At 72.8% G+C, this 12680-nt stretch carries 10 protein-coding genes and 1 pseudogene; 8 read left to right on the top strand and 3 right to left on the bottom strand.

Annotation, left to right across the window (positions count from 1 at the left end; translation table 11 throughout):
• Positions 1-155: 155 nt before the first annotated feature.
• Complete coding sequence (locus ACIQUT_RS38925) at positions 156-638, bottom strand: hypothetical protein (protein ID WP_403570311.1); 483 nt, start codon at positions 636-638, stop codon at positions 156-158.
• 667 nt (positions 639-1305) lie between these two features.
• On the opposite strand from ACIQUT_RS38925, the gene helR reads away from it, so the two are divergent.
• Positions 1306-3543, top strand: a complete 2238-nt coding sequence (gene helR / locus ACIQUT_RS38920; RefSeq protein WP_403570309.1) for an RNA polymerase recycling motor ATPase HelR — start codon at positions 1306-1308, stop codon at positions 3541-3543.
• Positions 3544-3692: 149 nt separating this feature from the next.
• Positions 3693-4421, top strand: a complete 729-nt coding sequence (locus ACIQUT_RS38915; RefSeq protein WP_403570307.1) for a hypothetical protein — start codon at positions 3693-3695, stop codon at positions 4419-4421.
• Positions 4422-4424: 3 nt separating this feature from the next.
• On the opposite strand, the gene ACIQUT_RS38910 is transcribed toward ACIQUT_RS38915, so the two are convergent.
• Positions 4425-5378 carry an ArsR family transcriptional regulator gene (locus ACIQUT_RS38910; protein WP_403570305.1) on the bottom strand — a complete coding sequence of 318 codons (954 nt, stop codon included), beginning with the start codon at positions 5376-5378 and terminating at the stop codon, positions 4425-4427.
• An 82-nt stretch (positions 5379-5460) separates the two neighbouring features.
• Here ACIQUT_RS38910 and ACIQUT_RS38905 point away from each other — a divergent pair, with 82 nt between their 5' ends.
• A complete protein-coding gene (locus tag ACIQUT_RS38905) occupies positions 5461-6768 on the top strand; it encodes an MFS transporter (protein WP_403570303.1) in 1308 nt (435 codons plus the stop codon).
• On the opposite strand, the gene ACIQUT_RS38900 is transcribed toward ACIQUT_RS38905, so the two are convergent.
• Positions 6681-7424 carry an AraC family transcriptional regulator gene (locus ACIQUT_RS38900; protein WP_403570301.1) on the bottom strand — a complete coding sequence of 248 codons (744 nt, stop codon included), beginning with the start codon at positions 7422-7424 and terminating at the stop codon, positions 6681-6683. The two genes, ACIQUT_RS38905 and ACIQUT_RS38900, sit on opposite strands and share 88 nt — an antisense overlap.
• 54 nt (positions 7425-7478) lie before the next feature.
• Here ACIQUT_RS38900 and ACIQUT_RS38895 point away from each other — a divergent pair, with 54 nt between their 5' ends.
• The 5 genes and pseudogenes from ACIQUT_RS38895 (at position 7479) to ACIQUT_RS38875 (ending at position 12597) form a co-directional block, all read left to right on the top strand.
• On the top strand, positions 7479-8699 hold the full coding sequence (locus ACIQUT_RS38895; protein WP_403570299.1) for an MFS transporter: 1221 nt from the start codon (positions 7479-7481) through the stop codon (positions 8697-8699).
• Positions 8700-8861: 162 nt separating this feature from the next.
• Positions 8862-10139 (top strand): NAD(P)/FAD-dependent oxidoreductase, encoded by a 1278-nt coding sequence (locus ACIQUT_RS38890; protein WP_403570297.1) that lies wholly within the window; start codon positions 8862-8864, stop codon positions 10137-10139.
• Positions 10140-10390: 251 nt separating this feature from the next.
• Positions 10391-11254, top strand: coding sequence for an alpha/beta fold hydrolase (locus ACIQUT_RS38885; RefSeq protein WP_403570295.1), 864 nt, complete (start codon positions 10391-10393; stop codon positions 11252-11254).
• Positions 11255-11509: 255 nt separating this feature from the next.
• Positions 11510-11701: pseudogene (locus tag ACIQUT_RS38880) on the top strand (hypothetical protein); the annotation flags it as partial.
• Entirely contained in the window at positions 11698-12597 is a 900-nt protein-coding gene (locus ACIQUT_RS38875) for an SWIM zinc finger family protein (protein WP_403570293.1), read from the top strand. The pseudogene ACIQUT_RS38880 and the gene ACIQUT_RS38875, both read left to right, overlap by 4 nt.
• Positions 12598-12680 lie beyond the last annotated feature (83 nt).

Genomic DNA, 12680 nt, shown 5'->3' with positions numbered 1-12680 from the left:
CGGTGGCCGGCCTGCTCCGTGACGGTCGTCCTGCTGCAGCAGGACGACCAAGAGCCCCGTGCAACTCCCAGCGGCAGCAGAGGACCCGCAGGCCGCGCTCTCCAGGCGCACGGCGCTGCTTCCCGAACACGCCCGAGCCGACGCTGACGCCCTGGCTAGTCCTCGGCCGCGCGGCCCTCGCCGGCCATGAACCGCCAGACCAGGGCGTGCCCCAGCACGATCAGGCCGATCAGCATCAGTGCCTCGGCCTGGATGGGGCGTAGCCCGTACGGCTCGACGAGTTCGGGGAAGGCGCCGACCACGGCGATCACGGCGTAGAGCAGGCCGGCACCGGTCTGCTGCCACGTGAGGAAGCGGTCGCCGCGCGCCCGGGCCAGCAGCCGCAGGGTGGAGGCGCAGCCGACCACGGCGAGGACGACGAAGGCCGCCCGCCAGATCTGCGGCTGCTCGGTACCGCCGACCTGGGCGAACAGGCCCATCAGCGCGGGCAGCAGAAAGGACAGGTAGATCCCGCCGACGACGCGCCGCAGGGCGGGCTGAAGCATCCAGTCGTGATGGCTCTGGACGACGTTCCACCACAGGCCGACCAGGGTGAAGCAGGTGGCGGAGAAGAGGGCGTAGAAGGTGCTGACATCCATGGACGACGAGAGTGGCAGCATTCGCGTCCCGTGCAGCCGCCCCACACCCGTCGCCCGTCCCGTCCCCGCCGGTACGGACTACCGATCCGGCCCCGCCGGGGGGCGATCGGTGGCATTCGGTGCCGGGGAGCACACCCCGCCGCAGTACACACGTCGGAGGCGGCCCGCGGGTCGTTCCGCGGGAACCGGGTGACGGCGTGCCTCCCGGGCGGGTGTCGTTACCGGCGTTCACGAGAACGCAGCGACTGCCTCGGCAGGCCTGTCCGACCGGCGCGGTTGCTTCACAGCGGACCGCGAGCACGTCGTGGCGCGTGGTGACGGCGCGGCGCTTCCTGAGGCGGTTGATTCCGCACTCGACCGCATGGCGCTCGCGGTGGTCGACCGGGTCGAAGCGCGGCGGCCGGCCACTGCGGGAGGGGGCGTGTACGCGTCGCCCCTTCGCGGGGGACGTCCGTCTGCCGAAGACGAGGAAAGGCAAGAGGGAGTTCCCACCTCTTGCCACTCTTAACTTATAGCGCACAGGGGGTCTTGCGGCAAGGCCCCCTCCATGCTCCAAAATCGCTGCTCTCAACCAGAACTTGCGGAAAACGGGGGATTCGCGAAGTCTGTGCGCTGTTGTCTGCGGCGCCGGGCTGCGCGGGAGCCCTCGCGGATCGGAGCCGGTGACATGACCCCCCTGACCACGAGCGTGTTCGACCTTCCCGGCCGTCTCTCGGCCAAGGCCGACCCGGCGCTGATCGCCGAGGACGAGCAGCACTTCACCGCCCTCGCGGAGTGCCTCGCACAGTCGACCGCCGAAGTCTCCGGCCGACTCGACGCCGTACGCAGGGCACCCGGCGGCCTGGGGCAGCAGGCGATGGACCGCGACACGGAGGTCCACCGGCTGACCGCCCGTCTGCGGACTCTGCGCCGCTTCGGCCTGGACCTGTGCCTCGGGCACATGGTGTGCGCGGACGACCCCGAGCCCGTGTACATCGGACGAATCGGCCTCACCGACAGCACGGGCCGCCGGCTGATCGTCGACTGGCGCTCCCCTGCGGCCGAGCCCTTCTTCGGGGCCACCCACGCCAACCCGATGGGGCTGGCGAGCCGCCGAAGGTACCGCTGGACCCGCGGCCGTATCAGCGACTACTGGGACGAGGTGTTCACCGCGGAGGGATTCGCCGGTCGCGCCGCGCTCGACGACCAGTCCGCGTTCATCGCCAGCCTGGGCACCAACAGGTCCCCGCGGATGCGGGACGTGCTCGGCACCATCCAGGCCGACCAGGACGCCATCATCCGCGCGGGCTCCCGCGGCGCCCTCGTCGTCGACGGCGGCCCGGGGACGGGCAAGACCGTCGTCGCGCTGCACCGCTCCGCCTACCTCCTCCACTCCGATCCCCGCCTCGGTCAACGACGCGGCGGTGTGCTGTTCGTCGGTCCGCACCGGCCCTACCTGGCGTACGTCTCCGATGTCCTGCCCAGCCTCGGCGAGGACGGCGTGCAGACCTGCATCCTGCGGGACCTCGTCGCCGAGGGAGCCACGGCCGGGCCCGAGGCCGACCCGGAGACGGCCCGCCTGAAGTCGTCGGCGGACCTGGTGAAGGCGATCGAGAAGGCCGTCAGGTTCTACGAGGAGCCGCCCGCCGAAGGGATGACGGTCACGACCCCCTGGTCCGACATCCGGCTGAGCGCCGATGACTGGGCCACGGCGTTCGCTGCGGCCGAACCCGGCACCCCGCACAACGAGGCGCGCGACCAGGTCTGGGAGGAACTGGTCACGCTCCTCGTGGACAAGCACCAGGGCGAGCACGAGGACGAGGACGCTGGCGAGGGCGAGGGCGAGGGCGGCGCGTACGCGGACGGCGGCGACGTCCCGCCCGGTCTGCTCCGCAGATCGCTGACGCGGAACAGGGAGCTGGTCACGGCCTTCCACCGCGCCTGGCCGCTGCTCGAAGCCACCGACCTCGTCGGCGACCTGTGGTCGGTGCCCGCCTATCTGCGGATGTGCGCTCCCTGGCTCGGCCCCGACGAGGTGAAGAAGCTGCAGCGCACAGAGCCGCAGGCCTGGACGCTGTCCGACCTGCCGCTCCTGGACGCGGCACGGCAGCGCCTCGGCGACCCGGAGGCGGCCCGGCGCAGGCGACGGAACGAGGCCGTCCTCGCCGCCCAGCGCGAACGCATGGCCCAGGTCGTCGACAACCTGATCGCGGCCGCATCCGACTCCGGCGCCGACGGCGACGAGGGCGAAGGCCTGGTGACGATGCTGCGCGGACAGGACGCGCAGGTCAGCCTCGTCGACGAGGCCGAGCTGCCCACCACCGACCCCGACCTGCTCGCCGGCCCGTTCGCGCACATCGTCGTCGACGAGGCGCAGGAACTGACCGACGCCGAGTGGCAGATGCTGCTCCAGCGCTGCCCCTCCCGGAGCTTCACCATCGTCGGTGACCGCGCCCAGGCCCGGAACGGGTTCACGGAGTCGTGGCAGGAACGGCTACAGCGGGTCGGGCTCGACCGGATCGGCCTGGCACCCCTGACCGTCAACTACCGTACGCCGGAGGAGATCATGGCGGAGGCGGAGCCGGTCATCCGGGCCGCCCTCCCGGACGCCAACGTGCCGACCTCCATCCGCAGCGGCGGCGTCCCCGTCGTCCACGGGCGCGTATCGGACCTCGACGCCGTCCTCGGCGCGTGGCTCGCCGACCATGCCGAAGGGACCGCGTGCGTCATCGGCGATCCGACGTTCCCGGCCACGGACCGCGTCCGGTCGCTGCCTCCCGAGCTGTCGAAGGGGCTCGAATTCGACCTGGTCGTCCTCATCGACCCGGAAGGGTTCGGCGACGGGATCGAAGGGGCGGTCGACCGGTACGTCGCGATGACACGGGCGACCCTGCAACTCGTCGTCCTCACGAGCTCCCCCTCCTGACCTCCGACCACGCCGGGCCCCTGCCCGCCCGCGGTGAGCAGGGCGGCCAGGGGGCGTCAGAAGCCTCAGCGGGCCGATGCCGACAAGGCAGACGGCTTCACCGAGTGCACGGCACCCGCCGGTTCAGCGGGGTGGCGGCGAGGGGATTCATGCCGCTCACCACCGGTGGTGGACCGAGGCTCGGATGCGCTCGTCGTACAGCCGCCGCCGGCCTCCTCCTGCTCCTCCTCCTCGCCGCCACCGCCCGCGGCCTCCCCCGGGACCCCGCACACCCCGCCGACGCCTCCGGCACGCGACGGGACCGCGAAGGCAGCCGCCCCCGTCCGGCGACGCTCTCGCGCGTCACCCTCTGGACCGGCTGCGCCATGGTGTTCGGCACCGTCACCGAAGGCGCCATGAACGACTGGTCGGCCCTCTACCTCCGCGACGCCGCCGGAGCCGCCCCCCAGACCGCCCCACTCGGCATCGCCGCCGTCTCCGTCGTCATGCTCGCCGCCCGGCTCCGCGCCGATACCTGGCGCGCCCGCTGGGGCGACGCGGCCGTCCTGCGCGCCGGCAGCACCCTGGCCGCCGCCGGCCTCGCCGCCGCCCTCCTCGCCGGAGGCGTCGTACCCGCACTCGCCGGATTCGCCTGCGTCGGCCTCGGCATGGCCGCCGTCACCCCCTGCTGCTACGTGGCCGCCGCCCGCCAAGGCCCCCGGGCCCTGTCCCTCGTCGCCGCCATGGGCACCACCGGACTCCTCGCCGGTCCCGCCGCCATCGGATTCGTCGCCGACGCCCGCGGTATCGCCTGGGGCATGGCCGCCGTCGCCCTCTCCGCCCTGCTGACCGCCCTGTGCGGGACCCGCATCCCCCTGCCCGCCCCCGCCCGCACCTGAACGTCAACCCCCGCGTGCGGCGAGCCGGTCACCGAGCTCGCTGCGCGCGTACAGCACGTTCCGGCCCGCCCGCGCCCGCGTCACCAGCCCGCACGCCGCCAGCACACCCAGGTGCTGCGACACCGCACCCGGCGTCACCCCCAGCACCCGCGCCAGCGCCCCCGTCGACTCCGGCGTGTCCAGGGCCATCAGCAGCGCCGCCTTAGGCCGCCCGACCAGCGCCGCCAACGCCTCCGGCGCCGGCGGCGCCACCGCCTCCCACAGCGTCGCCACCCCGCGCGCCGGATAGTCCACCCGCGGCACTTCCCCGATCGGCGCCGTCGCCTTCCGCCCGAACAGCGTCGGGCACAGCGTCAGCCCCGTACCCGCCCGGACCCGGCTGTCCGTGCCCATCGGGTGCAGCCGCAACACCCCCGACTCCCACCGCACGTTCGGGTGCAGACCCGCGAACAGCGCCGCCGCACCGCCGTCGGCGAGCAGCTGCGCCCGGTGCAGGATGTCCGCCTCCAGCACGCCCCGCATCCGCGGCCAGTACGGCTCCAGCGCAGCCCGCCAGTACGCCTCCAGCGCATCGGCGATCCGCTCCCGCAGCACCTCCGCGTCGCCGCGCAGCACCTCGGGCATCCGCTGCCCGAGCCAGGCGGCATCGAGGTCGCGGCGCACCGTCGCCGCGTCGGTGCCGCGCACCGTCCGCAGCTCCTCCGCCATCTCCGGCATCCGCGCCCGCGGCCGCGGCGTGATGAAGTCCGGCAGCCACCGCCGCTCGCTGACCAGCGCCGACAGGATCTCCCCGTCCAGCTCCGGCAGCAGCTCCCGAACCCGGCGCAGCCAGCGCAGGTGCAGCGGGAAGTCCCCCGGATCGCGCAGCGCCCACAAGCTGTGGCAGGTCTCCTGGAGGGGCGAGACGGCGAACCGGATGCTCGCCAGATCGTCCACCCCGAGCACGATCTCGATCAACGGCCCACGCTTCCCCGGACGACATTTTAGCCGACGCCTAAAAACCTAACAGCGGGCAGCACGCCCCGGTTCATTGGGCGGCATGATCCTGCCTCCGCGCGGCCCCCTGCGGGTCTACGCCACCCTGACGTTCTTCGACTCCCTCGTGCCCGGCATCATGCTCGCCGGGGGCGTCCTCTTCTTCACCAAGGTCGCCGGTCTGGGCGCCGTCCAGGTCGGCAGCGGCCTGTCGGCAGCCACCCTCGCCGGACTCGCCGCGGCCCTCCCCGCGGGCCGCCTCGGCGACCGGATCGGCCACCGCCGCCTCCTGATCGGCCTCAGCCTGTTCCGCGCCCTGGTCCTCGCCGGCTACCAACTCGTCGGCTCCTACCCGGCCTTCCTCGCGGCCGCCTGCCTCTCCGGCCTCGCCGAAAGCGCCGTCGCGCCCGTCCGCCAGGCATACCTCGGCACCATCACCACGCCCGAGAACCGGGTCGCGACCCTCGCCTTCAACCGTGTCGTACGCAACATCGGGGCCACCTTGAGCACCCCCGCTCTCGGGGTGGCCCTCGCCGTCGACAGCCCGTTCGCCTTCCGCGTGCTGATCGGCTGCGGCACCGTCAGCGTCCTGGCCGTCGCCCTGATCGCCACCCGCCTCCCGGAAACCCCCGCCCCCGCCCCCGCCCCCGCTCCCGCCCCGGACGCGTCCGGAGCGAAGACGGGCGCCCGGCCCCGGACCGGTGTGCTGCGCGACCGCCCCTACGTGGCCCTGTCCCTCCTCAACGGCCTGCTGATCATGCACATGGAACTCCTGGAGATCGGCATGCCGCTGTGGGTCACCGGACACACCGACGCCCCCGCCTGGACGACGTCGGTCCTGCTGTTCGCCAACGTCCTCGTCGCCATCGGCCTCCAGATCCGGGTCGGACGCGGCGTCACCGACGTCGGCTCCGCGGCCCGCGCCATGCGCAAGGGCGGCTGGTGCCTCCTGGCCGCCGCCGGCCTGTTCGCGGCCTCCGGCAGCCTGGCGCCCGCCTGGTCCGTGACGGCCCTCCTCGCAGCGGTCGTCCTCCTCACCCTCACCGAACTCCTCCAGTCCGCGGGGTCCTGGGGCCTGTCCTACGATCTCGCCGAACCGGCCCGCCTCGGCGAATACCAGGGAGTGTGGAGCCTGGGCACCCAGCTCGTCCGCGCCGCCGGCCCCCTCGCGGTCACCCTGGCCCTCTCCTCCCTGCACCACTTCGGCTGGCTGCTGATCGGCACCGTCTACCTGGCAGCAGCCGCCCTCGCCCTCCCCCTGGCCCGCCGGGCCGCGCCCCGCCGTCAGCCCGTCGGGTGGGAACCCGGGGTGTGGCCGAAGGCGCGGCGGAAGACGTCGATGAAGGCACTCGCCGACGACCAGCCGCACTGATGCGCCACCGAGGTCACCGGGGTGCGCTCGGCCAGGAGGACCAATGCGTGGTGGAGCCGGAGCTGGGTGCGCCACTGGGGGAACGTCATGCCGAGGTCGCTGCGGACGAGCCGGGACAGGGTGCGAGCGCTCGCCCCGACCTCCCGCCCCAGCGCAGCGAGGGTACGGGAGTCGGCCGGGTCGGCGCGCAGGATGTCACACAGGGCGTGGAGCAGGGGTGCGGTGGGGGTGGGCAGGTACAGCGGCTGCTGGGGCGCGGCCCGCAGCTGGTCGATCAGGACCGTGCGAAGACGGTCCCGTTCCGGGCTGTTGGTGTCCTCGGTGCGCGTGTAGGCGACGATCAGCTCGCGCAGCAGCGGGTGGACGGCCAGCACGGTGGGCGCGTCGAGGCCGAGCGGGTTCTCGGCGGCGGGCAGTCCCACCAGGTGCAGGTCGAGTTCGCCGTGGGCCCGGTGTGCGTGCACGGTGCCCGCGGGCACCCAGATGGCGCGGGTGCCCGGGGCGATCCAGGTCCCCTCGCCGGTCGTGACGGCCAGTACTCCCCGGCCCGCATAGACGATCTGGTGGTCGTCATGGCAGTGGGCGTCGATGGCGCCGCCGGAGGCGAGCCGCTGGGTGCGGGTCGGGGCTGTCGGCTCGTGGCGGATTTTCGGCATCACTTGGCAATTTACCGGAAGCAAGCCGTGGCGCCGGGCTCGGAGCATGGCAGCATGCGAAGGAACACCCCCATCCTGCTGCTGTCCGCCGGCCACGCCTGCGTCGATGTCTACCAAGGCGCCGTGGCGGCCCTGGTGCCGTTCTTCATCGCCGAACGCGCCTACACCTACGCGGCTGCCTCGGGCATCGTGCTGGCCGCCTCGCTGCTGTCCTCGCTGGTGCAGCCCGTGTTCGGCGTGCTCACCGACCGCTGGGCGATGCCCTGGCTGCTGCCGGCCGGCACACTGCTGGGCGGTGTCGGCGCCGCGCTGAGCGGACTGAGCGGTTCCTACGGGCTCACCCTCGTGTTCGTCGCGCTGTCCGGGATCGGCGTGGCCGCCTACCACCCCGAGTCCGCGCGCATCGCCCGCATCGCCAGCCACGGCAGCCACAAGGCCATGAGCCTGTTCTCCACAGGCGGCAACATCGGCTTCGCGCTGGCCCCGCTGATCGTCGCCGCCGTCGTGGCCGACGGAGGCCTGCGCCGGACGCCGCTGCTGGTGCTGCCGGCCCTCGCCGGCGCCGTCATGTGCCTGCCCGTGCTGCGGGCACTGCAGCACCGGCAGGCGGCCGGGGCCGGAGGGCCGGTGCCGGCCGGGACCGACGACACCGCCTCCTTCGTGAGGCTGTCGCTGGCCGTGGTGTGCCGGTCGATCGTGTTCGTGGGTCTGAGTACGTTCGTCTCGCTGCACGTCCAGCAGCGCATGGGCGGCGGCACGGCCGCGGGCGCCGCGGCGTTGTTCATCCTCTACCTGGGCGGCGCGATCGGCTCGGTGCTGGGCGGGTTCCTGGCGAGCCGCTGGGACCGGGTGACGGTCTCCCGCTGGTCGTACCTGATCACGACCGTGGCCGTCGCCGGCGTGGTGTGGGTGCCGGGCCCGGCCGTCTACCCGTTCGTGGCGTGGACTTCAGCCGGTCTGTACGTGCCCTTCTCGCTCCAGGTCACGCTCGGCCAGGACTACCTGCCCTCGCGGGCCGGCACCGCCGCCGGGATCACACTCGGCCTGACCGTCAGTGTCGGCGGCCTGGTGAGCCCGGCCGTCGGCCGCCTCGCCGACGTCACGTCCCTGCAGACTGCCCTGGCACCCCTCGTCCTGATGCCGCTGCTGAGCTGGCTGCTCTTCCGCACCCTGCCCGAACCCGGCGTGCCGCAGCCCCGGGCTGCGGAGCCCGTGAAGGGAGACGACACCGGTGCCGGCCTCGGCCCGGCGCCCGGGCCGTCGAGCGCGCCGTAGGGAACGCCGTAGGGAACGCCGTAGGGAACGCCCACCGCACCCTTGACAGTCGGGTCATGTGCCTGACACCAGTGGACTGCGCCACCACTCCCACCAACGGCACTCCCCCGAACGGCACCACTCCCACGAACGGCACCACACCCCGAAGGGAGCGATCAGCGCATGACCAACTCCGAGAGCGCGGGACAGGACTACGACGTCGTCATCAGCGGAGCCGGCCCCGCCGGCAGCGCCGCGGCCGTCCTGCTCGCTCGACGCGGTGTCCGCGTCGCACTGCTGGAACGCCGCTCCGACCCCGCAGCGCACAAGGTGCTGTGCACCCACTCCCTCACGGCCAACGCCTACCCGGTGCTGGACGAACTCGGCCTCGTCCCCGCCCTGGAGAAGGCGGGAGCCGTCCGCAACCAGGCCCGCTGGTACACCCGCTGGGGATGGATCGAGCCGAGGGCCGCGCCGGCGGGCCCCGAGCTGCCGTACGCGTACAACATCCGGCGCAGCACCCTCGACCCGTTGATCAGGTCCCATGCGGCGAGGACGCCCGGCGTCGATCTGCTCCCCGGCCACCGTGTGACCGGGCTGGTCCGGGAAGCCGGGCGAACCGCGGGGGTGCGCGCGTCGACACCGCAGGGCGACCGCACGATCCGGGCCCGGCTGGTGGTCGGCGCCGACGGCAAGGACTCGGCCGTGGCGAAGTCCGCCGGCGTCCCTGCCCGGCTGTACGAGAACACGCGGTTCGCCTATTTCGCACACTTCCGCCACCTTCCGCTGCCCGGCGGGATCGGCCAGACCTGGTTCCTCGAACCCGACATGGCGTACGCGTTTCCGAACGACGACGGGGTGACGGTCATCGCGGTGCTCCCGGACAAGGAGCGGCTGCCGGCCTTCCGCGAAGACCTGGAGGGCAGCTTCCTCGCATTCGTCCGCGCCCTGCCCGAGGCACCGCCCATCGACTCCGCCGAGCGCATCACGAAGATCACCGGCATGGTCGACCACCCCCTCCACAGCCGCAGGCCGATCGCCCCGGGCGTCGCGCTCATCGGCGACGCCGCCCTGACCGGCGATCCCCTGTGGGGAGTGGGATGCGGGTGGGCCCTCCAGTCTGCGCAATGGCTGGCGGAGGCGGTCGCCCCGGCCGCAACCGGTCGGGGCGACCTCGACAGGTCGCTCGTGGTGTACGCACGCAGACACCGGCGCCGACTGCGCGGTCACCAGTACCTGGCCGCCGACTTCGCGAAGGCCCGCCCGTTCCGTCCCGTGGAGCGGCTGATGTTCTCGGCTGCGGCGCGCGACGACTCGCTGGCGCGCCACATGCACCTGTTCGCATCCCGCCTGATCGGTCCGCTGCGCTTCTTGAACCCCGCGGCACTGGCCAAGGCTTCGGCCGTCAACGTCAAGCACCGCGGAGCGGCGGTGATCAGGGGCAAGGGCTCGTCCGGGTAGTCGTCCGGGTAGTGCGGATGATCTTTCGCTGAGTAGGGTGAATCCCCGGACAGGGAGCAGCCGTTCACACGCTGCGATCCTGATTCCACACGTGACCGCTGACGCATGCCATGCGTGAAGACGTCTCTGCGGTCGGACGGTGCGCCGCAGGACGACGTCTCGTTCCTCGTCCGCGAGGTGGTTCGCGGCGCCGGGAAGAGCGATGCGCGCGCCGCCGACGCCGCAGAGGACCGGAAAGTGAGTGTAGACAGATGCAACCGACGTTCGTACTGGTCCACGGAGCCTTCGCGAACTCCTTCTCCTTCGCACCGCTCCAGGCCGAACTCGGCCTCCTCGGACACCGCTCGGTCGCCGTCGACCTTCCGGGCCACGGGTTCGCCGCGACGTACCCGCGGGCCTACCAGGCGCCGCAGGACCTCGCCGGGCTCGCCACCACTGCCGGGGCCATCAAGGGCGTCACGCTCGCCGACAACGCCGCGCACCTCATCGGGATACTGGAGCGGGCCAAGCGGAACGGGCCCGTCATCCTCGTCTCGCACAGCCGCGGCGGCCTCACGGCCACCGTCGCGGCCAACCTGCGGCCCGACCTGATCGACCGCATCGTCTACGTCTCCGCCTGGTGCCCCGTCGACCTCGACGTCAGCGCCTACTACGCCGAGCCCGAGATGGCCACGGTCGACGTCACAGGGCTGGCGTCGGCGATGGTCGCGAACCCTGCCGAGCTCGGGCTGCTGCGCTCCAACTTCCGCACCGCCGACCCCGGCGTCCTCGCGGCCTTCAAGGCGGCTTTCCTCGCCGACGGGACGGACGAGGAGTTCATGGTCTTCCTCAACACCTTCCAGCCCGACGAGAACCTCGACGCCGGCACCCCCGATGACCGGGCGCAGCCCGACAGCTGGGGGAGGATCCCCAAGACGTACGTCCGGCTGGCCGAGGACACCAGCGTGCCGCTCGCCATGCAGGACCGGATGATCCGCGAGGGCGACGCGCTGACGCCGGAGAACCCGTACGACGTCCGTACGCTCCCCGGCAGCCACCTGAAGTGGCTGGTCGACCCGGCACCGGCGGCCCGCGTGCTGGCCGAGACCGCCGCGCTCCTGCCTGCCGAATCGTGATCGGGGCCGGGTGAGGAGAGCGGGGGCGGCAGTGCCGAGGTAGCCGTGCGGGGCGGCTCGCGGTGTGGTGACGCCGGAGCCGCCCGCATCGCGCGACCGTCAGCTGCCGGATCACGACGATCGTCCTTGCAGGCCTCCGGGGCCTGCGCCAGCATGCGATGTGCGCGATCGTGATCTTGGAATCGGCCGCGGTGCCGGCGGGCGGCCCGCGCCGATCTGTTGGCGAGGGGTGCGACATTGAATGCGTCTGCCGACAAGACGCGCACCGTCCAGGTACACCGGATGATCGCCGAGGGTGCCGAGGGTACGGTCGAGGACCGCATCGCCGCCCTGCTCGAAGCGAAGCGGGGCCTGGCGGACGCCGTGCTGGGCTCCGGGGAGCAGGCACTGACGGAGCTGACCAACGACGAACTGGCCAACCTGGTCGAGCTGAGGAGCGCGGGATGAGCGGGGACGAGACGGGCGCGCGGGGCTTCCCGGCCTTCGCCGCGCGCCGGGGCAGCCGGGCACGCGGCCAGTCCTGGTGGGGCAAGGCCTGGGCGGACGCGCTGGAGGACACCTCCCTGGACGAGGAGGCGCTGAAGAAGGGCCGGGCCTACGCGCGGACCGGCCGGCTCGGACCGATCACGGTCAGCCCCGGGCGCATCTCCACCACCGGCTACGAGGGCGACACCCCGTTCGAGACGGTGCTCACCCTGGAGGAACTCGACGAGGACGAGTGGGAGTTGCTCTGGGAGAAGACCGCCGAGCGGCCGGACGTCACCGATGAGCTGCTCGCCGCCGGTGCACTGCCGCCCGACCTGCTGGAGGCCGCCGAGGACGCACGGGTCCGGCTGCTGCCCGGCTACGGCGACCTGGAGGCGGACTGCGACTGCGACGCGTTCGACCACCCCTGCAAGCACGCAGCCGCACTCTGCTACCAGGTGTCCTGGCTGCTGGACGAGGACACGACGCTGCTGCTCCTGCTGCGGGGGCGCGGCACGCAGGAGGCGCAGGAGGAACTCCGGTCCGTCCTGCTGATGCAGGCGATCGCCGGCAGCCTCGGGTACGAGGACGCCGGCGGGGCGGAGGACGAAACGGAGGAGGCAGCGGCAGCGGAGGAGGAAGCGGACGCCGGTTCGCAGGCCGCTGCGGCGGCGCAGCTGCCGGCCGGCACTCCCGCCGAGGAGGTCTTCGGCCGTGAGCCGGCGGCGCTGCCCGAGCTGCCGCCGCTGCCCGGGCCGCCCGTACGGCAGGACACGTCCTCCGCCGGGGTCGGGGCCGGGGCCGACCCGCTGGAGCAGCTGGTCACCGATGCGGCCGTGCGCGCCCGTGAACTGCTCGCCTACACCCAATACCAGTGACTTAAGGATCTTGGCTGGTAGGCTGTCTGTCCAGGAGGTGCCGAGATGCCACGCCCTGGGCAGGTCAAGCCGGAGACGGACGA

Source organism: Streptomyces sp. NPDC090445, from assembly GCF_044769385.1.
Taxonomy (GTDB): Bacteria; Actinomycetota; Actinomycetes; order Streptomycetales; family Streptomycetaceae; genus Streptomyces.
This window is presented reverse-complemented; position numbering and strand designations above follow the sequence as displayed.